This is a genomic window from Flavobacterium sp. (genome assembly GCF_044357305.1).
GTDB lineage: Bacteria > Bacteroidota > Bacteroidia > Flavobacteriales > Flavobacteriaceae > Flavobacterium.
In genome coordinates, this window is record NZ_JBIKPS010000033.1 from 1 (window position 1) to 25,666 (window position 25,666).

At 34.9% G+C, this 25,666-nt stretch carries 22 protein-coding genes; 14 read left to right on the plus strand and 8 right to left on the minus strand.

Going from position 1 to position 25,666, the window contains the following annotated elements; translation table 11 throughout:
• From ACIQ2J_RS13785 to ACIQ2J_RS13810, 6 genes are all read right to left on the minus strand, one after another.
• The coding region (locus ACIQ2J_RS13785; protein ID WP_396170870.1) for a hypothetical protein at positions 1-1,549 on the minus strand (1,549 nt) is incomplete at its 3' end.
• A 241-nt stretch (positions 1,550-1,790) separates the two neighbouring features.
• Positions 1,791-3,158, minus strand: a complete 1,368-nt coding sequence (locus tag ACIQ2J_RS13790; RefSeq protein WP_396170872.1) for a peroxiredoxin family protein — start codon at positions 3,156-3,158, stop codon at positions 1,791-1,793.
• Positions 3,159-3,290: 132 nt separating this feature from the next.
• A complete protein-coding gene (locus ACIQ2J_RS13795; RefSeq protein ID WP_396170874.1) occupies positions 3,291-4,955 on the minus strand; it encodes a hypothetical protein in 1,665 nt (554 codons plus the stop codon).
• Positions 4,956-5,023: 68 nt separating this feature from the next.
• On the minus strand, positions 5,024-6,352 hold the full coding sequence (locus ACIQ2J_RS13800; protein WP_396170876.1) for a hypothetical protein: 1,329 nt from the start codon (positions 6,350-6,352) through the stop codon (positions 5,024-5,026).
• A 23-nt stretch (positions 6,353-6,375) separates the two neighbouring features.
• The gene (locus tag ACIQ2J_RS13805; protein ID WP_396170878.1) at positions 6,376-8,772 is read right to left on the minus strand and encodes a hypothetical protein; all 2,397 of its coding nucleotides are present in this window, start codon (positions 8,770-8,772) and stop codon (positions 6,376-6,378) included.
• A 110-nt stretch (positions 8,773-8,882) separates the two neighbouring features.
• Positions 8,883-10,154, minus strand: a complete 1,272-nt coding sequence (locus ACIQ2J_RS13810) for a hypothetical protein (protein WP_396170880.1) — start codon at positions 10,152-10,154, stop codon at positions 8,883-8,885.
• Between the two features lie 407 nt (positions 10,155-10,561).
• Between ACIQ2J_RS13810 and cyoE the strand changes: the two genes are divergently transcribed.
• From cyoE to ACIQ2J_RS13850, 8 genes are all read left to right on the plus strand, one after another.
• Positions 10,562-11,503, plus strand: coding sequence for a heme o synthase (gene cyoE, locus ACIQ2J_RS13815; RefSeq protein ID WP_396170882.1), 942 nt, complete (start codon positions 10,562-10,564; stop codon positions 11,501-11,503).
• Positions 11,504-11,505: 2 nt separating this feature from the next.
• Complete coding sequence (locus ACIQ2J_RS13820) at positions 11,506-12,084, plus strand: heme-copper oxidase subunit III (RefSeq protein ID WP_396170884.1); 579 nt, start codon at positions 11,506-11,508, stop codon at positions 12,082-12,084.
• 42 nt (positions 12,085-12,126) lie between these two features.
• Positions 12,127-13,155 (plus strand): cytochrome c oxidase subunit 3, encoded by a 1,029-nt coding sequence (locus ACIQ2J_RS13825; protein ID WP_396170886.1) that lies wholly within the window; start codon positions 12,127-12,129, stop codon positions 13,153-13,155.
• Between the two features lie 20 nt (positions 13,156-13,175).
• Positions 13,176-13,526: a cytochrome C oxidase subunit IV family protein gene (locus tag ACIQ2J_RS13830; RefSeq protein WP_396170889.1), complete on the plus strand. Its 351-nt coding sequence runs from the start codon at positions 13,176-13,178 to the stop codon at positions 13,524-13,526.
• Between the two features lie 77 nt (positions 13,527-13,603).
• Positions 13,604-14,260 carry a hypothetical protein gene (locus ACIQ2J_RS13835; protein ID WP_396170892.1) on the plus strand — a complete coding sequence of 219 codons (657 nt, stop codon included), beginning with the start codon at positions 13,604-13,606 and terminating at the stop codon, positions 14,258-14,260.
• A gap of 5 nt (positions 14,261-14,265) precedes the next feature.
• Positions 14,266-14,946, plus strand: coding sequence for an SCO family protein (locus ACIQ2J_RS13840; RefSeq protein ID WP_396170894.1), 681 nt, complete (start codon positions 14,266-14,268; stop codon positions 14,944-14,946).
• Positions 14,947-14,948: 2 nt separating this feature from the next.
• Entirely contained in the window at positions 14,949-15,488 is a 540-nt protein-coding gene (locus ACIQ2J_RS13845) for a DUF420 domain-containing protein (RefSeq protein ID WP_396170896.1), read from the plus strand.
• Between the two features lie 139 nt (positions 15,489-15,627).
• Positions 15,628-15,777: a hypothetical protein gene (locus ACIQ2J_RS13850; RefSeq protein WP_396170898.1), complete on the plus strand. Its 150-nt coding sequence runs from the start codon at positions 15,628-15,630 to the stop codon at positions 15,775-15,777.
• A 21-nt stretch (positions 15,778-15,798) separates the two neighbouring features.
• On the opposite strand, the gene ACIQ2J_RS13855 is transcribed toward ACIQ2J_RS13850, so the two are convergent.
• Both ACIQ2J_RS13855 and thiL read right to left on the minus strand, forming a co-directional pair.
• Entirely contained in the window at positions 15,799-16,338 is a 540-nt protein-coding gene (locus ACIQ2J_RS13855; RefSeq protein ID WP_396170900.1) for a hypothetical protein, read from the minus strand.
• An 80-nt stretch (positions 16,339-16,418) separates the two neighbouring features.
• The gene (gene thiL, locus ACIQ2J_RS13860) at positions 16,419-17,465 is read right to left on the minus strand and encodes a thiamine-phosphate kinase (protein ID WP_396170902.1); all 1,047 of its coding nucleotides are present in this window, start codon (positions 17,463-17,465) and stop codon (positions 16,419-16,421) included.
• Positions 17,466-17,630: 165 nt separating this feature from the next.
• On the opposite strand from thiL, the gene ACIQ2J_RS13865 reads away from it, so the two are divergent.
• The 6 genes from ACIQ2J_RS13865 (at position 17,631) to ACIQ2J_RS13890 (ending at position 25,518) form a co-directional block, all read left to right on the plus strand.
• Positions 17,631-18,506 (plus strand): ABC transporter ATP-binding protein, encoded by an 876-nt coding sequence (locus ACIQ2J_RS13865; RefSeq protein ID WP_396170904.1) that lies wholly within the window; start codon positions 17,631-17,633, stop codon positions 18,504-18,506.
• A gap of 1 nt (position 18,507) precedes the next feature.
• Entirely contained in the window at positions 18,508-22,155 is a 3,648-nt protein-coding gene (locus tag ACIQ2J_RS13870) for a M1 family aminopeptidase (RefSeq protein WP_396170906.1), read from the plus strand.
• 68 nt (positions 22,156-22,223) lie between these two features.
• On the plus strand, positions 22,224-23,156 hold the full coding sequence (locus ACIQ2J_RS13875) for a 1-phosphofructokinase family hexose kinase (RefSeq protein ID WP_396170908.1): 933 nt from the start codon (positions 22,224-22,226) through the stop codon (positions 23,154-23,156).
• A 42-nt stretch (positions 23,157-23,198) separates the two neighbouring features.
• Positions 23,199-23,939 (plus strand): prolipoprotein diacylglyceryl transferase family protein, encoded by a 741-nt coding sequence (locus ACIQ2J_RS13880; protein ID WP_396170910.1) that lies wholly within the window; start codon positions 23,199-23,201, stop codon positions 23,937-23,939.
• Positions 23,929-25,320 (plus strand): radical SAM protein, encoded by a 1,392-nt coding sequence (locus tag ACIQ2J_RS13885; protein ID WP_396170912.1) that lies wholly within the window; start codon positions 23,929-23,931, stop codon positions 25,318-25,320. The genes ACIQ2J_RS13880 and ACIQ2J_RS13885 overlap by 11 nt, the downstream gene beginning before the upstream one ends.
• Before the next feature lie 3 nt (positions 25,321-25,323).
• A complete protein-coding gene (locus ACIQ2J_RS13890; RefSeq protein WP_396170914.1) occupies positions 25,324-25,518 on the plus strand; it encodes a hypothetical protein in 195 nt (64 codons plus the stop codon).
• Positions 25,519-25,666: the final 148 nt, after the last annotated feature.

Sequence of the window (25,666 nt, forward strand, 5' to 3'; positions counted from 1 at the left end):
TAGCCAAAATAGCTCCTGTTATTGCTGGTGAAATCGTATTGATTTGTGCTACGGTTACAACCGATGGAATTGTGTTTGGACTATCTCCTTCACTGCCAATTTGGGCAAGTACACTTGCAGATGCATTAACAGCATCTACCATTGCTTGTACTTCTGCTACGGTTGCTGGTGCAGAGAATAATCCTGGATTAGCATCGATATAGGCTTGGTAAGCCGATTCATTAGCCAAAATAGCTCCTGTTATTGCTGGTGAAATCGTATTGATTTGTGCTACGGTTACGACCGATGGAATTGTGTTTGGACTATCTCCTTCACTGCCAATTTGGGCAAGTACAGTATCCGAAATTAAAATAACTTTTGCCAAAACAGCAAGTGGAGTACTTAAACAAACTCCCGAAACCGAAACTGCATAATAAGTAGAATTATTAGTAATGACCGAAGTTGAAGACAATGGATTCGTACCAGCTGTAGCATCTTCTAATGAAGCAAACCAAACTGCTGTTGATGGAGAAACTACAAAACTAGCAATTGTTGCATCACCCGAATTAGTGACATTAAAGGTTTGAGTTGAGTTTCCTGTAGGTGTATTTTGAGTGTTTATAACTGCATTTATAGTTATTGGACTTGTTCCAGATGCGACACAAGTTGCATCCGTCGTGCTTCTAATTTTTAATTCATAAGTACCTGGTATTACTCCGGTAAAAGTGGAGTCAGATTGGTAACTAGACCCATTATTAATGCTATATTCAACCCCCGTTTGAGGTGTAATATTTATAGTACTTGTCGGAGCACTACAAGTCGGTTGGGAAATTTCGCTTGCTAGTGTTGGAGTTGTAATTGTACAACAAATAGTTATGGTAACATGAATTGGAGACCCCGTTGGGCTAAAACAACCTGTTCCCGAAGCATCATAGTAAGCTGGATAAAATGGACCTGAAGTTGCGCTAATGGCCATGGCCTGAGAATCAGTAATTCTATTCTCTAAAGTAGCAGGAGTAGCTGTATGCCAAGAAAGTACTGAGCCTTCAGGTGGAGTTGAATTAACATAATTCATAAGATTAACTGAAGAGGCAGGACATGTATTGGAAACCTCAACAATTATTGGGTCAACTGCTATTACGTTAGAATCCGTATCCCTAGAAAATACTTTAGGTTCATTTAAAAGTAATTCAGAATTTAAAATAAGTGAATGCCATCCTAGATTTTTGGAATCAACATTTATCATTGGCTTTGATGCTACTTTAGAAGAAGATCCCTTAGATAATAACACTTTTTTTCTAGAAGAAGATTCAGAAATTCCTCCGACATAACTTTTTTGAGAGTTATTATACAGGCTATGAACCGCCTTAATATCCCAGTCTAAAATTGAAGAATAAGCTCTGCTATGTTCATTTACAAAAGAATATTCCAAATTTGTAATGGAAAATTCAACAGCATAAGGCATGAAAGTATTACATGAACTTGCAGAATGAGCATGGAAACTACCTGTGCCTAACAAAAGCACTATCATTAAAAATCCTATAACTCGTTTAGTGTATTCTTTTTTCATTTTTATATTTATTAAAATTCAAACAAAATAATATTATGTGATTACGCATTCAATTGAAAACCAAAATATTTTAATCAATATTTATATTTAGGATATTTATTTTTTGTATTCATTTACATTAATATATCGTATTAAAAAAGTCAAAAACAGAATCTGATTTTTTAGATTCTATTTCTAGCCGTTTAAAACAATGGCGATTAATTAAAAAAAAGGTAATAAAATTCATATAAATTAATTGCTATTAATTTGTTTTTGACCAAATCAATAAATCGGCAATTGTTGCCATTTTAGAAAGGATATAACCTTTATGGTCTAAAATATACATGGTTGGTGTGCCAATAATGGCATAGTTTTTAAAATTAATTCCGTTCATGCCTTCCAAATCACAATATTTATCTACCCAAGGTAGAGAAAATGATGTGTTTGAAAAGACCTGCTCATCCGTATCGGCAGCAAGGGAAATAATTCTGATTCCTTTGGCAACTAAATCTTTATAATTTCCCGTTAATCCTTGCATTGTTTCTTCGCAGGGCCCACAACCCGATTTATAGAAAACCAATAACGTATATTTTGAATTTAATTCAGCAGTTTTAATTACTGTAGTACTATGGTTGTGATCTTCTTTATTTCCTATGTGAGTTGTTATATTTAGGTCTGGAGCTTTGCCGCTAAGGTCTTGCTGGTAAATAGTCAACACACCATCATAATTCATTAAACGATTGGACTTTTTTATATCAGGAGTTAATTCTGCAATTATATTGTCTTTCCCAACTTTGGTTAAGTCTTTCGTTAAACTAACCACAAAATCGGTGTAGATTTTATTGTTAGGCATTCGATGTAAAAGGGTTTTGCAGTCTTGTATTAATAAGGCATTATTTTTTATAACCATAAGATGCATTTGTACCCAATTATTAATAATACCACCCCAATGATTGGAGGTATAAAGAGCAGCAAAGTCTAATTTATTTACAATAAAATCATTAATATTGGTCGCTTTTTCTTTTTCATCTGTCGAAATGATGGTTCCAATTCCCATAGTTAAATTGACAATTTGTCTAAACTTGGCTGCATAAAAGGGTGCTGCTTCAAGATTTATGATGTAATTGGCATAATCTGCTTTTATTTTATTGTATTCCTTATCAAAAATTGGATATAAAACATCCTCTTTAGGATAGGCACGCAAAGAAGCGAGCATTGCATCGTGTTTTTCAAACAATTTTTGTTGTTTTACATAATTGGCTTTGTCAAAAACACTTTCTTTGGTTCCATTATAAATAATACTTTCACTTGAAGGAACTGAGTCCAAACATGAAACCGAGAAATTTTCGTTATTAATTATTAAATCCAGACCTCCTCCAGTTTTACTATTGGTTAAATACCATTGTGCCATCCCTTGATACCCTTCATATTCTTTTGGAATTCGTAGTGCTACTAATCCTCCTTTAGGAATGGTGTCTGCTTTAAGTGTAATTTGTTTATCGCCCTGAAATATTTTAAATTCATAGGTTTGACCTTTAAAATAAGGAAACTCTAAATGAATGGTTTGCGCTTTTGCACTTAACCCACTTATTAGTATAAATAAAACAAGATAAAAATTTATTTTTGCCATTTTAAAAATTATAATACCTCTTATTAATGAACTCCCTTTTTTTAAAATTAAAACCCATTCCTTTAAATTTTTTTAGATCTATTTTATAAAAAATCATTTTGAAATAGTAAGCCACACAAGAATTAGTCTTCTTTATTCTGCAATACAACGGAGCGAAAAGCCGTTTGTACGATTGTTGCTGGTGGCCGGGCTTACGTTGCTGCTAGTGAAGAATAGGTTGAAAGCGATAGTGCCATTCTCTGTACTACTCCAGTAGCGGCCGTGGTCGCCACGGTTGCTGAGCGGGCCATCGAAGAAGTTGCGGGCGCCAGCAGCAGGCAAAGTTAGTAGCTTGGTGCTAGCGTCAGGACCGTAATGCAAGGCAGAATTATAATATGTAGTTGAACTTGTCCAAGCCCCTGAACGACTTGCGGTGTTGTTGGCGTTTACACCAGTCCACTCTGCAGAGGTTGGCACTCGGTAGCCACTTGGGCATGGGTCGTTGGCAGTTTTGGCACCACCAGCGGTACGCCATGAGTTGTCTGCAGCAGGTGTTGTAATCCAACCAATTACTGCTCCTTCATTCGCATTACTTGCTGTAGGTGCAGCAGCAAAGTTGCTTGTGTTAACGGCTGTTTGCCAATCTACACGAGAGTCTCCCGTAGTGTTAGGTCCTCTTCTTCCCCATTGTATGTAGGCTCCTTGTAAGCCTACTACAGGTACGTGAGGGTCTAAACTAGTGTCAGCCCCAAGGTTGTAACACAAAAATTCTTTGTACTCTGTAGCTGAAACTTTTACGATACAACAAGCACAATCTTTTATAGAAGCTGTTAGTTTCAGTTGTCTATCAGTGCCACCACCTGTAGCACCATCGTTGTAAATTACATAAATATCAGCTTTTAAGGCGTTGGAATTGGTAAGACCTGAAGCAGCCGTATTTAAACCTGAACTGTAAGTTACAGTTGCATTTACTGGTGTACTAATATTGTTTCCAGTATTGTTTCCAGAAATAGCGGTTATAGGTGTACCGTTGCTATTGATATACACAAAACGTACGTTGCTCACAGTACCAATTGGTCTAAAAATATAAGTTTGTGTATTGGTTGCTGTAAGTGTAAAATCACTTTTTGTGGGCGTTCTTGCTGTTAGTGGTCCGCATGAGTTGGTGTTGTCATTGCCTAATGCAATATCAAAACACGTTTTTCCAGAAAAGGTTCCCGTACCTGTTGGGTACGTTGTTGCTATTGCGGCTACGCTTCTAGTCAAATTACAGCTTTGTCCGCCAATGTTTAATGCAAAACTTGCTGTTCCACTCCCTACTGGTGTTCCTGTAATGTTGTATGTTAGGGTTCCTGCGCCAATAGCAAAAGTTCCGGCTGATAGTGTTGCGGTTAAACCTGTAACTCCAGTTGAGGCAACTATTTGACCTGTATGCGATAAGCCGTTTCCTCCTATATAGCTAATCACTGAACTTACACCACTTGCAGCGATTGCTTGGGTTAGGGTACCATTATTTGTTGCTCTTGTACAATCTAAAGTTGCAATAGAAACCGTTGTTACACCCAACAAACATTCGGTCCAAGCCCCATTAGAATAAGCCTTGAAACAATTAGAAGAAATATCATAAATCATCATTCCGTTTATAGGAGCTGTAATAGCAGCAGTGCTTGCCACTCTTGTCAATAAAAGCGCTTTGTTGCTGGCGGTTAAATCTAAGATTGCACTGCTACTAGGGCTTATCGTGCCAATGCCGACTTGACTGAAAGACAAACTACAAAAAAGTAACATGAGAAGTAGTAGTATTTTATTTGCTTTCATATTTTTATTTCTTTATTGATTTAAATTTTATATAAAATTCTTTGTGTAGATAAATTACACGAGTTTTTTTATTCCTTGATACAACGCACAGCCATGCCGATTGCAGGTTGCGAATATCCATACGAGAGCCCCCAAGAGTTTCCAACACTACCAGCAATAGCAAGATCCCCCCAAGGTGATGTTTCTCTAGTAGAAGTCCAGTAATTACCTTGCACACCAAGTTGTGCTAATGCCCCATTACTGAGTTCACGACGACCATTAGCTGGAAAAGTTAGTGTTTTAGTGCTGCTATTTGGACCTAAATGAACTGCATTGCTAAAATTTGTAGTACTAAAGGTCCATGTTGCTCCGGTAAAACTCGCAGTATTGTTCAAGTACATACCCCACCACTCATCCCGAGATACTACTCGGTACCCAGCTGGGCAAGGGTCATAAGGAGTTCTTATAAAATCATTCCATGCGCCAATAGGAGCCCATGCTATAGCACCATAGCCAGAAATAGCGGCAGGTGACGAATAGGCAGTAGCCACTGGAGAAATTCTACCCCATTGGTAGTAGTCGCCGTTTATGGCTTGAACTGGAACATTGGGATCTAGTGAAGTATCAGCCCCTAAGTTATGGCACATAAATTCTTTCCATTGTGTGGCCGAAATATATGCCCCACAACAAGCACAATCTTTTATGCTTACCGATACTTTTAGCTGTCTGTCAGTACCGTTGTTGGTGGCTCCGTCATTGTAAATAACGTAAATATCTCCTCTAAGTGCATTAACATTGGTCAAGCCTGCTGCAGTTGTATTTAGGGTATTGCTAAAGTTTACGGTAGCTACTACATTGGCCGTAATATTGTTACCTGTATTCCCACCCGTTAAGGAACTAATAGGGGTGCCATTGGTATTTACAAAAGAAAAACGCACATTACTTACCGTACCACTTGGTGTAAAAGTATAACTTTGGGTGTTGGTTGCAGCTAAAGTAAAGTCGGCTTTTTTAGCTGTTCTACCAGATAAGGAACCACAAGAATTGGTGTTGTTATTACCCAAAGCAATATCAAAACAGGTTTTACCACCAAAACTTCCAGAGCCAATAAGATTAAGTGGACCAGTAGATGAAGAAGATCCACCACCACTGCTAGATCCCCCTATTAAACAATCTGTCCAAGCTCCATTTGCATAGCCTTTAATACAGTTTGAAGAAAGGTCATAAATCATCATTCCGTTTACAGGTGCTGTAATAGCGGCAGTGCTAGCCACCCTTGTCAATAAAAGGGCTTTGTTGCTTGCGGTTAAATCCAAAATAGCGTTTGAATTTGGACTCGTTGTGCCTATACCAACTTGACTAAAAGACAAACTACAAAAAAGTAGCGGAAGTAGTAAAAATAGTTTATTTGTTTTCATTTTTTATTATTTTATTATTTTTATTATTGAGAAATACAACGCAAACTCTGACCCGATATCGATGGATAGTTTGAAGAGTGAATAGGCATATCTGATCCTCCACCATAAATACAAAAGGAACCATAAGTAATATTAAAGTAGGTTGAACTCCAATAAAAAGCCCTTGAACCTCTCATACTAAGAGTTCCATTGGAAACACTTCGTTCTCCAGCAGCGGGCAGTGTTAATGTTGTAGTGCTAGTATTAGGTCCAAAACATAATGCTGAAGAAAAATTGGATCCCATATTTAACCAGGAACCAATTCGTGTCGAGGTATTATTGTTAATAACACCTTCCCATTGCGTTAGAGTAGGTATCCTATATCCAACAGGACATGGGTCGTTAGCTGTTTTCACGGTATCAGACCAGGAACCCTCTCCAGCAGCCGTTGCGTTCCAACCAGGTAATGCCGAAGCTGATGTAGATGCATTGGCAATAATAGTATTACGCCCCCATTGGTAGTAATTTCCGTGAATTCCTTGAACAGGTACATTGGGATCCAAAGAGGTGTCTGCACCTAAATTATGACACATGAATGTTTTATATACTCCTGCTGCCACAAAAGCACCACAACAACTACAATCTTTTATATTGGCCGTTAGTTTAAGTTGAACATCGGTTCCATTATTGGTAGCTCCATCGTTGTATACCACATATACATCAGCAGTTAATGCGTTAGTTGCAGTAAGTCCTGAAGCAGCAGTATTTAAACTTGTGCTATAATTTACTACAGCACTTTGGGCGGTGCTAATATTATTTCCAGAATTTCCACCTAAAATAGCCGTTATTGGACTTCCGTTGGTATTAATATATACAAAACGCACATTACTAACCGTTCCATTTGGAATAAAGGTATACGTTTGTGTGTTTGTTGCTGTTAGTGTAAAATCACTTTTTGTTGAGGATCTAACAGATAAAGGACCACAAGAATTGGTGTTATCGTTACTCAAAGCAATATCAAAACACGTTTTTCCAGAAAAAGTTCCAGTACCTATTGGGTTTGTCGTTACAATCTCTGTTACGTTTCTCGTTAAATTGTAGCTTTGTCCACCTATGTTTATTGCAAAGGTAGCGGTGCCACTTGCAGAAGGGATTCCTGTAATAGTGTAGATTAATGTACCTGTGCCAGCTGCCAAAGTTCCTGCAGATAAGGTAGCGGTAAGTCCGGTAATACCAGTAGAAGTAACTACTTGTCCGTTATGATTACCACCATTTCCTCCACTATAAGAAAATACAGAAGTCACTCCATTGGAAGTTATGGAATTTTTATAAAGTATCCCTGAATTTGTAACAGCCACTCCATTTAAATTAGTAATAACGCCAACTGTTGGTGGTATATCTCCAGCACAACATACTTTAACAACCGAAACAGCAGCTGTAGCAGGTGAATAACAGGTATTAATTGCATCATGATAAAAGGCATAATACGTGCCTTCGGTTGCTAAGTCTGGAGTTGTATAAGCTACCCCTGTATGGGTGTTATTAGTAAACCAAATCAATGAAGCTCCAGAAGGAGTACTACTTGTAACTAATGAATTTAAATTTACTGTTGTCGTAGGACATGCATTACTAATGCTAGTACTGCTCAAAATAGGAGCATTAGTACCTGCATTGCAAATGGTACCTAAAGTATATACCTCATAAGTATTGGGAACTAAAACGGAATTAGTGGTTATCGAACCCGCGCTTAAACTACTAGAGCTCCCTAATAAGGAAGTGGTATCCACTGTAGAAGGTATGGCTACCCATTGCGCGCCATTCCATCCTACAATTGTTAAAGAACTTAATGAGGCTATATTACTGTTGTTGTCCCAAGTTAAGGTGATTTTTGCCGATGTGGCTCCATTAATATCCCAATATTCTACATTATCTACTGATCCAACGCTGGTACCTGTCAGCGAAGTATTAAACGGACCACTTGCTGGCAAAACAGGTTCATTACCACCTGGAAGTCTTGAAGTAATTGCCAATGTTCCGCTTACGCCATAATAAGCAGCGTTAGCTGGATTAGCTAAAGTAGCCGCAGAAACAGCTGCAGGTCTGTATTTGCCATTATCTCCAATAGGAAAAGTAAAAGCGGTTGTTTCATAGGTTTTAACGTAACCATCTACAAATGCTGCGTCCGATACTCCTGTCCAACTTGCGGTTCCTAAAAAACTCATAAATCCTGAAGTAGTCGTGCGGTCTGTTCCTACAATGCCAGGCTGTATGCCCGAACCTCCGTTTAAAAAACTATGTTGAATGTCTACTATGGCGAATTCCCCATTATTAAAAATAAAGGTGTTACCAAGACTTGAAGACTGAGAGTATAAATTTCCACTAATTGCGAAAAATCCAATTATGAATAAAAGAATAATTCTTTTTGGTGATAATTTTCTCATGTGATTATTATTTTAAAAGTTGATAATTGTTTATTTTGGAATATTCCCCATTTTGTTTAAAAATAAATCTTATTAAAATATTGGAATCCTAAGAGTTTATATATCTTAATTTAACACGATTTTACTGTGGAGCTAATTACTTGCAAAGCGTCATCATAGTGAACTCGGCTTGGACTAGCTGTGCCACAATTTGTTTCTGCTCCTAAATAACCCGTTCCACTAGATTTCCCCGCACCAATACCACCGATATTTCCAGTAAAAAATTTTCCTAAATAAATATTGTTCCCATAGTTTGTGGTTGGTCTTTTTACTGCAAAATATCTTGGCGTATTTGCTACCCAACTAACATTTGCTGTAAGATCTGTTATGCAAACTGGAATAACGGCAGATGTAGGAGCGACTTTAATAATAGTATTAGCACCAGCTACATTGGTATAGGTTCCAGTAGTCACCACACAGATATAGGAATTAAGATTTAAATTCGTCCATTGTGCTGAGTTTGCACCACCTATTGATGTTGAATAGTCTAAAGCACTTATAGCCGTATTTTTTTTTATTCCTTTATTAACTGCTCCAGAAACCGTACTTAAAATTTGATTGTATTCAGATAAGGTTACAGGGATTAACTGACTAACTGTTCCTGCATCGTAGGCAATACCGCTTGCTTTATCAGCAATTGCAACAGTTCCCCGTATGGTTTCTCCTCCTTTATCCAATCCAACAGTATTGCTATAGGTATTGCTATTTACAATCCAAGGCAGAGAAACGCAGTTAATATTGATGGTTGTAATATTGGATACATGCTTGGCCGGCCAAGCAGATATTACTTCTGTTTTTTTGTTAATTAATGTAATTGTAAGATTTTCTATTGTAGAAAAAGTGCCTTCGGAATAACTGTATCCTAAAGTCCAATTGCTGGCACCATCTTCGCAATAGGCGGATGGCATGGCTTCATCTGGGCTTTTATAGGCAAGATAGGAACCTAATCCTCTGGTGTAAGCAACCGCTACTCTCGATCCTGTTGCCAAAGTTCCTTGATTATTTATTGGAATAGAGGTGTCATTAACCGAAAAAACATACACATTATTAAGTGCATTTGTAAAAGTTGCCTCGCCTAGTCTAATATTTTTTGTTTTAGAACACCTTAAATTTCCGTAAGCCCAGCTTAGAGAGTGAACGCCCGAAGATGTTTGGGCACCACTTAACGAATAATTTATAGTTTGAGATGTCCCAATAGCTAAATTATAGGCTAAACTTGATGAAACAGAAGCAACGATTATGGTTCTACTACCCGTGTAAGAATTGGTTAAATTTGCTGTTGTAGGGGTAGGCATGCCAGTAATTGCTACTCCTGAAGCATTGGTTAAAGTAGGTTGTCGCATAAATGGAAGCTTTTATGTTTTGGGGTAAATAAGCAATTTTAAATTTAGTGTCTTAATTTTTACTATAATAGCAGTACTGCCAGTTGTAATAAATTAAAAAAATCATTTAAAAAGAAAAAACAAGAACTAAATTATTAAAATCATGCGCAAAAATAATCTAACGTTCTATAACTATGTGCATAAAAATGTACGTAAAAATTGGAAAATTGAGATTTAAATATTTTTATTATTTAATGGATAAAACTTATTTTTATTTAAAAATGAAGGGCTAAATATTCTTCTTAAAAGAAATAAATTGAAATGCTATTCTTAAGTTTTATAATTAAACAACCTAATATTGCGATTTCTTATGTTTTTCATCTATAATTACTGCTATTTATGAAATGTTTTTTGTCAAATCCTTTTTGATGAACTACTTTTGCAGCAGTTTTAATTATAAAACCCTTTTGGAAACACTTCAATCTACTTTTTCGCCTTTAAAAATCTACCACGATTTTAAACAAATCACAAAAGCAGGATTAGCAATTAGCGTTGTTTTTTCTTCTATTGCTGGGTATCTTTTAGGTTTTGATTCTGATCATCCTTTTAGTTGGCTAACTTTAGCAATGCTGGCTATTGGAGGCTATTGTATGGTTGGTGCTTCCAATGCTTTTAACCAAGTAATTGAGAAAGACCTAGATGCCTTAATGGATAGGACTAAAAATCGTCCCGTTCCTTCTGGAAGAATGTCTCCTAATATGGCACTATTTGTTGCTAGTATTCTTACTATTATTGGCTTGATACTTCTCTATTTAATTAATCCGAAAACAGCAATGTTCGGAGCCATATCGATATTTTTATACACTAGCGTTTATACCCCATTAAAAACGATAACTCCACTTTCGGTTTTTGTAGGAGCTTTCCCTGGAGCAATACCTTTTATGTTAGGGTGGGTTGCTGCTACTGATCATTTTGGTATTGAAGCTGGAACCTTATTTTTAATTCAATTTTTTTGGCAGTTTCCTCATTTTTGGGCAATAGGTTGGTTTTTATTTGAAGATTATGAAAAAGCAGGTTTTTTCATGCTTCCAACTGGAAAAAAAGACACCAAAACTGCTACTCAAATAATTTTATATACACTTTGGCTAATTTTGGCCTCCCTTTTACCCTATCTAGGTTACACAGGACAGTTGCATATTAGTCTGGTATCGGCAATAGTAGTATTAATTATAGGATTATGGATGTTATTGTATGCCGTAAAATTATACCAAACGCGAACTCCCAAAGCAGCAAGAACACTAATGTTAGTAAGTGTTTCTTATATTACACTATTACAAATAATATATATAACCGATAAATTTTTAAGATAGTTATGATGACAACAGAAGAACATAAGTTACGTTCTGCAAGATCTTATAAACTCTTGTTGATTTTTGCAATGATAAGCATGACCATGATGTTTGCTGGATTAACCAGTGCTTTGGTGGTAAGTAAGTCAAGACCCGATTGGATGAAAGATTTTCAATTGCCAACTCCTTTTTTCTTTAGTTTAGCTGTAATAATCCTTTGCAGCATTACAATGCATTTGGCTAAAAAAGCAATTCAAAAAGACAACAGAAAAGCGACAACCTATTTATTGTGGACTACTTTAGCCTTAGGATTGACCTTTGTGTACTTTCAATTTCAAGGATTTTCACAATTGTTCGAAAACCATCTGTATCCTGTTGGAGGAGCAGGTTCCATTACCATATCTTTCTTGTATGTTTTGGTCTATGTGCACCTAGCTCACTTGTCTGGAGGTATAATTTCACTGCTAATTATAATTTATAATCATTTTAAACAAAAGTACAATTCGTCCCAATTTCTTGGTATTGAGCTAGGTGCAATGTATTGGCACTTTCTGGATTTCTTGTGGATTTATTTATTTTTGTTTTTATATTTCTTTAAATAAGAAAAAAACGTAAATTTGGAAACTTTTTAACAACAACTTTTTATGGGATCGACAGTTACAACTGCAAATACTGTAGGAAAAACTTGGGATGGCGGAAATGAGCCATTAGGAGCAAGTTACGGAAAATTAATGATGTGGTTTTTCATCGTTTCAGATGCATTGACCTTTTCAGGATTTTTGGCAGCTTACGGTTTTTCTAGATTTAAATTTATTGAAACATGGCCTTTAGCAGATGAAGTGTTTACACACTTTCCATTTGCACATGGCGTTTCAATGCCAATGTATTATGTGGCATTAATGACTTTTATTTTAATTGGTTCTTCTGTAACAATGGTTTTAGCCGTTGATGCTGGACACCATATGAATAAAGGAAAAGTAGCATTTTATATGTTTTTAACCATTATTGGAGGTTTGATTTTCGTAGGATCACAAGCCTGGGAATGGAAAAACTTTATTAAAGGAGAATATGGTGCTGTAGAAACTAAAGGAGGAAGTATTCTTCAGTTTTTAGATATTAAAGGAAATCGTGTAGCTATTGCTGATTTTGCAGTAGTTTTGCCAGAGGAAAGAGAACAACTTACTAGAGGCAAAGGAAAATGGTTTATGGAAGAAGGTTCTTTACCAACCTATTCTGTAAATGAAGTTATGGAGGGTTTCAAAGCTCACCCTGAATTATTAATAAGAACAGAAGTAATTTTTGAAGGTTCAAAACAGGAAAAAGAAAATCCTAAATTGTACAATCAATTAAATGAAGTTAAACATAAAACAGTATTAACTAGAGCAGAATCTGAAAAAAGATTAGCTGATGCACATCTAGTTGTTGAAGGTGCTAATTTACAACACAATGAATACGGGAGTAAATTATTTGCTGATTTCTTTTTCTTTATTACTGGTTTTCACGGATTCCACGTATTCTCAGGAGTAATTATCAACATTATCATTTTTTTCAACGTTCTTTTAGGGACTTATGAAAAAAGAAGAACGTATGAAATGGTAGAAAAAGTTGGACTTTACTGGCACTTTGTCGATTTAGTTTGGGTTTTTGTTTTCACATTCTTCTATTTAGTTTAATATTTTAGAAAATATACATTATGTCACACGAGCACGTTTCTAATACAAAAAGAATTTGGAATGTATTTTTCCTTCTTTCAGCAGTAACAATTGTTGAAGTTATTCTAGGGATTATCAAGCCTGAAGCTTTACATTTAAACAATTTCTTAGGAATGAACCTATTGAATTGGATATTCATTATCTTAACAATTTTTAAAGCATATTACATTGTTTGGGCTTTCATGCACATGGAAGGTGAAACTCCAGCCTTAAGAAGAGCTGTAGTTTGGACTGTAATTTTCTTGATTATATATTTAGTTTTCATTCTTTTAACTGAAGGGCATTATATTTATGGGGTTTTTAAAAATTCTACTATTAAATGGAATTTTTAACATTATATTAATTCAAAAAAAAGGTACGCATTGCGTACCTTTTTTTTATTTTTGTACCAACCTAATTTATAATTTTAATGAAAAAGAATTTAGTTCTCTTTGTCTTGTTTATCCTTCCTATAGTTGCGTATCTATTTTTTGCATCTGGAGTGAACAGTTTTGCCAAACTTCCTACTATTACTAAAAACATTCCCGAAATAAGTTCCTGGAAAACATTAGATAATAAACCAGTGGCGTTAACTGGCAACATAACCATCCTTGGATTTATGGGACAGGATGTTTTAAAACACAAAGGCAATATTTTTAATTTATACGAAAAAATATTCGATAGAAATAAAAACTTTAAGGATTTTCAAATGGTGATGATTGTACCCGATGGCACGCAAGACCAAGTTAAAGAATTGCAAAAAGTTTTAGTAACCTTGGGCACGCAAGCTGGATGGAACTTTGTTTTTGCTTCACCCGGAGAAATAAATAGTTTCTATAAAAAATTGAATTTAGTAGGGAAACTCGATACTACCTTAGCAACTCCCAATGTTTTTATTATCGATAAAAAAAGAAACCTACGCGGTAGAAAAGGACAAGATAAAAAAGGTAAACCCGAATACAAAGAAGGGTATAATACCAAATTCGTTTCGGAACTTTACAATGAAATGACAGACGATGTTAAAATAATTCTTGCAGAATACCGGTTGGCTTTAAAGAAAAATCATAATGCAACCAAAGAAATATAATTTATATGAAAAATAAATCCTACATAGGAATTTCCTTTATCATTCTGATTTTTGGAATTATTTTTATTCCTAAAATTATAAATAGAATAAAAAACGGATCGGTAGTACAAAACGACCGTATGAGTCTTTCCAATGAAATAGTAAAAGAAGATGCTTTAGTGACAATAGGTCCAGCGCCAAAATTTGAATTGACCGATCAAAATATGGCTAAAATATCTAATAAAGATTATGCAGGGAAAGTATATGTAATGGAGTTTTTCTTTTCCACCTGCCCGTCTATTTGCCCAATTATGAATAAGAATATGATAGAAATAGAGAAAGCATTTTCTGCCGAGAAAAACTTTGGCATTGCTTCGGTTACTATCAATCCGGATAACGATACTCCCGAAGTCTTGAAAGCACATGCTGCAAAACTTGGCATAACCGCACAAAATTGGCATTTTCTTACTGGAGATAAAGATTATATTTTTAATTTAGCCAACAAAGGATTCAATCTTTATGTTGGAGAAAACAATAAAGCCTTAGGAAATTTTGAACATTCGGGACTTTTTGCTCTTATCGATAAAAATGGAAACATCCGTTGTAGAAAAGACAAACAGGGAAACCCAATTTTATATTACGACGGATTGGAACAACCAGGAGTTACCGCAATAAAAGAAGACATTAAATTACTATTAAAAGAATAATCATGAAAAATACTACTGTAGAAAAAAAATTTAAAACCCCAATTATTATTGTTTCCGTTGTAATTCCCCTTGCTGTGGTATTACTTTTTAGCATCCGATTAAAAGATTTCGGAATAAATGTAGAGCCGCTCACGTTCTTGCCTCCAATTTATGCTGCTATAAATGGAATTACCGCATTATTATTGATTTTAGGAGTACTTGCAATCAAGAATGGAAATCGTGTTTTACACAATAAATTAATGACCTCAGCAATTGCCTGCTCTTTGGTTTTTTTATTGATGTATGTTGCTTATCACATGACTACTGAAGCCACAAAATTTGGTGGTGAAGGCGCTATAAAATATGTTTACTTCTTCCTATTGATTACACACATAGCATTGTCGGTTACAATTATTCCGTTAGTATTGTTTACTTATGTTCGCGCTTTATCGGGTGATTTTGACAGGCATAAGAAATTAGCAAGAATTACATTTCCGCTTTGGCTTTATGTTGCCGTAACAGGAGTTATCGTTTACCTTATGATTGCTCCCTATTATGTTTAAAATAAATTTAGAGAATAGAAAAGAGAGAATAGAAAATAGAATAGAGAAAATAGAAAATAGATTGTTCTTCCTAGTAAGTAAACGAGTCTTTATTCTATTCTCTATATTCTATTCTCTTAACACTCAGTCTCAATGCGCTATGTGCCGTGCTTCTTTAGAAAGTGAAGGCAATACTGCCAAAGCCGAAGCTGTAAACGATGGAATCGTTTATCTTATGATTATCCCCTATGTTTTAGTCGGTGTTGTAGGGATTGTGGTGTATAGAATGTATTCTAAAAGAAAACAATAGTTCTATCCTTATAAAAATCTTTTAAAATCGGTAACCAATATTGATGTCACCTCTAAAAAAAGCATCGGGTGCCACTTTAGAGTTTCCTAAAGTTCTTCCAGCTCCAGCTAATAATTCTAGAACAAACCCCGAACCATTTACCCATTTTTTTCCCAACGAAATCCCTAAAGCACCAGCAGTAAATTTTTCAGGTTTATATCCGTAAAAGCCTGAATAATAAATGTCATTCTTACCACTTACATACTTTGCAAAACCTTCTACAAAAAAACCTTTTGCGCCATATTCCTGAGTTTCTTGGAAATAAAATCGAGCAAATGGTGTTATTGAAAAATCTTCTGTGTAGCTGTTGTCGCTTTGCAAATTCATGAGTAGGGAACTACCAAAAGTAAAGTCTTTGGAATAGATATATTCGTATGTTCCTTCAAAAATTGGTCCCGCCAACATTTTTATACCACCAAACTTTATTTCGTGCTTTTTACTGTCAAAATCCTTTGTCTTTTTTTCTTGACTTTGGCAAACAAATGCGATAAGAAGAGGCAAAATAAAAAGTAATTTTCTCATAGTTTTATGGTTTTAGTATCTCAAATATAACGAATATTTTCTATCGTTTAGTATATTTAACAATGTCATTAAATGAATTGTTACTCATTTAAAGCATCCCAGCCTCTCGCTTTTAAAGGGATTTTAGTATCGGCACGAGTAATTAGATGAATGCCTTCACTTTCTTGTGTCATGTGCCCAATAATAGTGAAATTAGGATTTCCTTTTATTTTTTCAAAATCTCCCATTCCTATTGTAAACAACAATTCATAATCTTCCCCACCGTTTATAGCCATCGTCGTACTATCTACATTAAATTCCTCACACACATTGATTAATTGTGGGTCTAAGGGCAATTTATCTTCGTATAAATTACAACCTACTTTCGATTGCTTGCAAAGGTGTATAATTTCGGAAGATAAACCATCCGAAATATCAATCATTGCTGTTGGTTTTATTTCCAAAGCATGCAATAAAGTCCGAATGTCTTTACGGGCTTCGGGTTTTAATTGGCGTTCAATTAAATAGGTATAAGCATCCAAATCGGGTTGCGAATTTGGGTTCACTTGAAACACTTGTTTCTCCCGTTCCAAAACTTTGAGTCCCATATAGGCAGCGCCAATATCGCCAGTAACTACCAATAAATCGGTTTGTTGTGCGCCACTTCGATATACAATTTCATCCTCTTCTGCTTCCCCAATAGCGGTAATAGAAATAATCAATCCTTTTTGAGAGGAAGTAGTGTCGCCACCAATAACATCTACTTTATATTCGTTAGCCGCATAGGTAATTCCTTCAAAGAGTTCGTCTAAGGCTTCCAAAGGGAAACGATTAGAAACTGCAACCGAAACGGTAATGTGTGTTGCTTTCGCATTCATAGCGCAGATATCCGATACATTAACCACCACAGCCTTGTATCCTAAATGTTTTAGGGGCATGTAAGCCAAATCAAAATGGACGCCTTCAATTAATAAATCAGTGGAAACCACCACTTTTTTATCCTTGAAGTCTAAAACAGCAGCATCATCGCCAATTCCTTTTATAGTGGAAGGTTGTTGAATGGTGAAATTTTTGGTTAAATGTTCAATTAAACCAAATTCGCCCAATTGAGAAAGCGAAGTACGTTGCGGATTTTTTTCTTCTATCATGTGGTAAAGGTACGAAGGATTTTTGTTTGCCACAAAGACACCAAGACGCGATTTTTTTATCTTATATTTTTAATTGAATAGAATTTCTTTTATTACTTTTAGAAAATATTTTGTAACAAATAATAAAATAACTTACAAACAGATATAATTAAATCAAAATAAATTATGAAGCTAAAAATTAATAACCTAAGCAAAACTTATGGTAATGGCGTAAAAGCATTAGATAATTTAAACCTTGAAATTGGTTCTGGAATGTTCGGACTTCTTGGCCCAAATGGTGCAGGAAAATCTAGTTTAATGCGAACTATTGCTACTTTACAAAAGCCAGATTCGGGTTCCATTGAATTTGACGGAATTAATGTTCTTGAAAACCAAATGGATTTGAGAAAAGTGTTGGGTTATTTGCCTCAAGAATTTGGAGTTTATCCTAATATGTCTGCCGAAAATTTGTTGGATTATTTTGCAAGGTTAAAAGGTATTTCGTCCAAAAAAGATCGAAATGCAATTGTAAAACAAGTGCTAGAAGTAACCAATCTTTATGATGTTAGAATGAAAAACGTTAGTGGATATTCTGGCGGAATGAAACAGCGTTTTGGCATCGCTCAATTGCTTTTAAACAATCCAAAATTAATTATTGTTGATGAACCAACTGCAGGATTAGATCCGGCAGAAAGACATCGTTTTTTAAACGTTTTAAGAGAAATAGGCACGAATCATACCGTTATTTTTTCAACGCACATTGTAGACGATGTGAAAGAATTGTGTAACGAAATGGCCATCTTAAACGGAGGTAAAATTTTAAATCAAGGCACTCCAAAAGCTGCAACAGAAGCGCTTCTTGGACAAATTTGGACTAAAATTATCGATAGAGATTTATTGGACCAAAACGAAAAAGAGTTCAACGTAATTTCTTCTAATTATAATCAAGACAATACGTTGAATATAAGAGTTTTTAGTAAAGAACAGCCCAACGAGAGTTTTGTTTTAGCGCAGCCACAGCTTGAAGATGTTTATTTTGTTGCATTAAAAAACGATCAATAATATGTTTTCAACGATATTTTTATTTGAATTAAAAAGATGGCTCAAAAATCCAACTTTTTATATATACATAGTAATTTTCTTTGGACTTTCTATGTTAATGATGGGAAGTAGCCTTGGGATTTTTGATAGTTTTACAACTACAACTTCTTCTAATGCAGTGGCAAATTCACCCATTGCACTAAACGGACTGCTCAATGGTTTATCGGTATTTATCTATTTTTTATTGCCATCCATAGTAGGAGCGTCAGTGTATAGAGATTTTAAATACAACATGCATTCCATCTTGTTTTCCTATCCGTTTTCCAAATGGGATTACTTGATGAGTAAGTTTTTAAGTTCTTTAACCATTGTAATAATCATTACTTTATTTGTTGGATTAGGTGCTTTTTTAGCTTCTTTTTTGCCTTTTGTGAATCCCGATTTATTAGGGCCGCAACGAATTATGGCTTATGTTCAAAGTTATTTAATTTTCATAATTCCAAATTTGTTTTTCTATGGGGTTATTGTTTTTTCAGTGGTTACCATCACCAGAAATATTTCGGTTGGATTTATAACTGTTATTTTGCTTTTATTTCTTCAAAGTATGATTAGTAGCTTCACTCAAGATACCGATAATCGTTATATAGTAGCACTTTTTGAACCTTTCGGGTCGGATGCCTTGAGTTATTACACACAATATTGGACAGTATATGAAAAAAACGAAAATCTGTTACCTTTTACAGGAGTTGTTTTATACAATCGTCTTATATGGTTGGGCATCTCCGTTTTAATATTAGGAATAATGTTCCGCTATTTTTCATTTTCACAAACCGCTTTATCTTTTGGAAAAAGTAAAAATGAAGAACGAATCACCAAAAATAATTTTGGAGGGATTACCAAAATCAATCTTCCTGAAGTTGGATTTGATTTTTCAACGAAACAAAATTTAAAAACCGCTTGGAGCTTATCTAACATCGATTTTAAATTCATAGTAAAAAACTGGGTTTTCATTAGCATTGTTATTGTAGGAATGTTATTTATTTTGATAACCGCCTTGTCTGCCGGTGCCATTTTCGGAACAGAAACCTATCCGGTAACCTGGCAAATGCTAGAAATTCCGGGGAGTACTTTTGGCTTGTTTATCAATATTTTAACCTTTTTATTTTCTGGTATATTGATCCATCGTGGTGTAACTTCTAGAATGAATCATTTAATAGATGTCACCCCAATACCAAACTGGGTATTGCTTTTATCCAAATTTTTGGCGATTGTAAAAATGCAAATCGTATTGTTATCCGTTATAATTATTTCAGGAATTTTATTTCAAATCTATAAAGGGTATTTCGATTTTGAAATCGGCCATTATCTTTTTGAATTGTATGCTATTAAATTGGTTCATTTTGTGATTTGGGCGTGTCTAGCATTTTTGATTCAAACTCTTTTCAAAAATTACATGCTTGGCTTTTTCGTTTTATTATTGCTTTCCATCGGATTTAGTTTTCTTCCATTAATGGGAGTTGAACAGCAAATTTATGAATTCAATAGCGATCCTGGTTTTGAATATTCTGATATGAATGGCTATGGTCACGGATTACAAATGTATTATTTGTATAAATTGTATTGGCTGGCACTCGGATTGGTCTTCATCACCTTGGCATTTTTATTTTGGACACGCGGATTGGGTCAATCTGTAAAACACCGCATGAAAGATGCTGCTGCTCGATGCAACAAATTAGTGGCAATTCCGATGCTGCTTTCGATGGTTACTTTTCTAGCAATTGGTAGTACGATCTATTATCAAAATAATATTGCAAATGAAAATAAATCAGCTAAAGAAGCGGAACTCGAGTCGGTACAATGGGAAAAGAACTATAAAAAGTATGAAAATAAAATCCAACCCCGAATTACCGATGTAAAAATTGATATGGATTTGTTTCCAAAAGAAAGAAATTTTGTTGCTAAAGGAACGTATATTCTTAAAAACAAAAGCAAGGGACAAATCGATTCTATTTTCATCAATCATGGCGAAAATACAGACGTAACTTTTAAGGTAAAAACTAAATTAGTATCTAAAGATACCGTTTATAATTTTGATATCTATAGATTGGAGCAACCCCTAAAACCTGGAGATTCTATTGCAATGCGTTTTGTGGTAAAGAACAAAGCTACTAATTTTTTTAATGATAATTCGCCAGTTATTTACAACGGAACCTTCATCAATAACAGTATGTTTCCTTCTATTGGATACTCTTCTTCTAGTGAGTTGGAAGACGATGAGGTGCGAATTAAATATGGTCTAAAGCCTAAGGATCGAATGGCAAAACCTACGGACAGTATTGCCAGAAGAAACACCTATATAAGCAATGATGCCGATTGGATAACATTTGAAACTACCGTCAGCACATCCGACGATCAAATTGCAATTGCTCCTGGGTACTTGACCAAGCAATGGAAAGAAAACAGCAGAAACTATTTTCATTATAAAATGGATAGAAAAATGCTGAATTTCTATGCCTTTAATTCGGGTAAATATGAAGTTAAAAAAGACAAATGGAATAGTGTAGCTATCGAAATTTATTACCATAAAGGGCACGAATATAATGTGGGTAGAATGATTTCTGGGGTTAAAAAAGCGTTGGCTTATTATACTTCCAATTTTAGTCCCTACCAGCACAAGCAAGTTCGTGTAATTGAGTTTCCTAAAACCGGTGGCGGATTTGCACAATCATTTGCCAATACCATTCCGTTTTCAGAAGCCATTGGTTTTATTGCAGCCGTAGATGATGATGATCAAAACGCAGTAGATTATCCTTTTGCAGTTACCGCTCACGAAGTAGCGCACCAATGGTGGGCCCATCAAGTTATTGGCGCCAATGTTCAAGGAGCCACATTACTTTCAGAAAGTCTTTCGGAATACAGTTCCTTAAAAGTTTTAGAACATACCTACGGTAAATCTAAGATGCGAAAATTCTTAAAAGACGCCTTGGATAAATACCTTCAAGGACGAACTTTTGAAGGCAAAAAAGAACAACCATTAATGTATAACGAAAACCAACAATACATTCATTACAACAAAGGTTCGTTAGTATTATATGCCTTGAGCGATTTTATTGGAGAAAAAAACATGAACAACGCCTTGAAAGAATACATTAAAAAAGTAGCCTACCAAGAAGCGCCCTATACCAATTCCATCGAGTTGGTTGAAGAGTTGAAAAAAGCCACTCCCGACTCCCTTAAATATGTAATTAATGACATGTTTGAAACCATTACTTTATACGATAACAGAATTAGTAATGTAACGTCAAAAAAATTGCCCAATGGCCGCTACCAAGTCGACATTCAATTTCAAGTGTCCAAATACAAAGCGGATGCTACTGGAAAACGAATCTTTAAAGATCCAAAAGGAAAAACGTTGACTTTCACTGAAAAAGGAGAAAAGAATAAAGTAGCGTCCTATCCTTTACTAGATTATGTTGAAGTTGGCATCTTTAGTGAGCAAACACTTAAAGGCAAAAAGTCGGATAAAGAACTGTATTTAAAGAAATTAAAAATCAACAAAATCAACAACAAAGTCACTTTAATTGTTACTGAAAAACCAATTGAAGTAGGCGTTGACCCCTACAATAAACTTATCGACACCAATTCGGACGATAACAGAAGAAAAATTTAATACCCAAAGGGGAAGCGAAAGTTTCCCCTTTTTTAATATCTTTATAAAGCAAATATAAAAGCTATCCAATGAAAAAGCACCAAATAATAACCTTAACTATAAATCCATCTTTGGATAAATCCACCCATTTCTCAGGGTTAATTGCCGAACAAAAAATGCGTTGCGAAAAACCAAGATACGATGCTGGGGGCGGTGGGATAAACGTTTCGAAAGCCATCTCTAAATTGGGAGGAAGTTCTCTATGTGTGTTTACGTCTGGAGGTTCTTCTGGCGAAATGCTAGAAGAATTTATTCAGGAAGCCGGCATAGAAAGTCAAGCACTAAAGACTAAAAGTTGGACTCGCGAAAATTTCATCGCTTTGGATAACACAACCAAATCCCAATACCGATTTGGATTTCCTGGCAACGAATTATCAGAATCAGAAATAGAAACTTTATTCACTAGTGTAAAAGAATTTCAAACCGATTATTTAGTAATTAGCGGAAGTTTGAATGAAGGTTTGCCGATTAATTTCTATTCTAAAATTGCCGAAATAGCAAAAGCAGCTGGAATAAAGGTTATTGTGGACACTTCGGGAGAAGCCTTACAAAAAGTTTTAGAAACCGGAGTTTATTTAGTAAAACCAAATATCGGAGAATTAGCAAAACTAATTGGGGTGGAGCGTTTGGAATTACCCGATGTTGAAAAAGCCGCCAAGACCTTAATTGAAAAAGGAAGTGCCGAAATAATAGTCGTTTCCCTTGGGGCAGAAGGCGCTATTTTAGTTACCAAAGACACCACCGAATTTGTAGCCGCACCCAAAGCAGAAAAGAAAAGCACCGTTGGCGCAGGTGATAGCATGGTTGGTGGCATGGTTTGGGCATTATCCCAAAACAAAACCCTAAAAGAAGTAATCCAAATGGGGGTTTGTTGTGGCACCGCTGCCACTATGAATGAAGGTACACAACTTTTTAAAGTAGAAGATATGATGAGGTTGTTGGAGGGGATTAATGGAAAATAATTTCTAAATAAAATCAAAAATATTTTTTTAAAATAATAAAACATGACAATTCCATTTGAACCTATACTTTTTGGATTTAAAATCAATATTCATCTGGTTTTTGAGTATTTGGCTTTTTTTATTGGATATAAATACTATGTTTATCTTCGGAAGAAAAAGACCGATATTATTAGAACACCTAATCGGCTTTCTATAATTCTTGGAGCAGCAATCGGCGCTTTTTTAGGTTCAAGAATTATTGGCTTTTTAGAAAATCCCATTGTCCCATCTGATTTAGTTACTCTATTGAAAGAACTAAACACCAAAACAATTATGGGAGGATTATTTGGTGGACTTTTAGGTGTTGAGTTGGCAAAAAAAATAATTCGGGAAAAACAATCTTCGGGAGATCTGTTTACTTTTCCTATAATTTTAGGCATATTTATTGGTAGAATTGGTTGTTTCCTATCAGGAACAAATGAATTTACTTATGGTAATGTAACAACCTCTTTTTTAGGAATGAATTTAGGGGATCATTTAATGAGACATCCAATTGCTTTATATGAATTGCTTTTCTTGCTGGTTTTATTTTTGTTTCTATGGAGGTTAAAAGACAAAGGATTAAAAAACGGTTTGCTTTTTGAATATTTTATGATTTGCTATTTTGCTTTTCGGTTTTTTATAGAATTCATCAAACCAAATATTTTCTTTGTTTTTGGATTAAGTTCAATTCAAATTTTATGCTTAATTTGCCTACTTTATTATCACAGAACAATTTTAAATTTAGTTAAAAATGCCCGTTAGAAATTATACAAATTACGACTATACATTGAGCCTTTGTCCGGAATGCTTAAAAAGGATTGATGCCAAAATTGTTTTTGAAAACGATAAGGTTTTTATGCTGAAAAGATGTCCAGAACACGGCAAGTCTAAAGTTTTAATTGCCGATGATATTCCATATTATAAAAACATTCGGAATTACAATAAGCCTTCCGAAATGCCTTATAAATTCAATACCCAAACGCATTATGGCTGTCCTTACGATTGTGGTTTATGTCCAGATCACGAACAACATTCTTGTTTGACAGTTATTGAGATTACGGATAGGTGCAATCTAACTTGTCCTACTTGTTATGCTGGTTCATCGCCAACTTATGGAAGACATAGAACTTTGGAAGAGGTTAAAGCAATGTTAGACACCATTGTTTTAAATGAAAAAGAACCCGATGTGGTGCAGATTAGTGGTGGAGAACCAACAATTCACCCGCAGTTTTTTGAAATTTTAGATTATGCAAAATCGCTTCCAATTAAACATTTAATGTTAAACACCAATGGAATTAAAATTGCCAAAGACAAGGAATTTGTGAAACAATTAAAAAGTTATGCGCCAGATTTTGAAGTGTATTTGCAATTTGATTCTTTTGAAAATACAGTTTTACAAGAATTACGAGGAGCCGATTTGAATGAAATTAGAAAACAGGCTTTAGAAAATTTGAACGAGATTAATCTTTCTACAACTTTAGTGGTTACACTTCAAAAAGGCTTAAATGATAATGAAATTGGAAAAATAATTGATTTTGCTTTAAAGCAAAAATGTGTGAGAGGGGTTACGTTTCAGCCTACCCAAATTGCAGGCAGATTAGAGAATTTTAATCCAGAAACCGATAGAATGACTCTTACCGAAGTAAGAAGAAAAATTTTGGAACAAACATCAATTTTTAATTCAGATGATTTGTTGCCGGTGCCTTGTAATCCAGATGCTTTAGTGATGGGTTATGCACTAAAATTAGGCGATGAGGTATTTCCTTTAACTCGATATATAAATCCAAATGATTTATTAGATAATAGTAAAAACACTATTATTTACGAACAAGATGAGGTGCTAAAAGGTAAAATGATTGAATTGTTTAGTACTGGAAACTCGGTAGAAGTTGCCGAAGAAAATTTAAAATCTATTTTATGTTGTTTGCCTAATATAGATGCTCCAAATTTAGGATATGATAATTTATTCCGAATTATAATTATGCAATTTATTGACGCTTATAATTTTGATGTTAGAGCCATAAAAAAGTCATGTGTACACATTGTCGATAAGGATAACAAAATAATTCCGTTTGAAACCATGAACCTCTTTTATAGAGATGATAAAAAAGAACGATTAGAAGCACTTAGAAATAATAATTAAATTATGATAGCATTAGAAGTTGGGAATTTAGACGGACTGGTAGTCCTACTATTTTTAATTATGTTAGCCCCTCCAATTATACTCACAATAATTGGGTTTGCTGTTAGAAAAAATAATCCTATAACTGCTAAAGTTTTATTTATTTTAGCAGCACTTTATTTAGTTATTGGATTAGGCATTTGTGGAAACATAATGTAACAAAAAACCCAACAACTTTCATCATTGGGTTTGTATATATTTCAAACTTCGTACTTCGTATTTTGTACCTCGTACTTCGTACCTCGTATTTTGTACTTCGTACTTCGTATTTTGTACCTCGTACCTCCTAGTCATTCAACTTCAACAC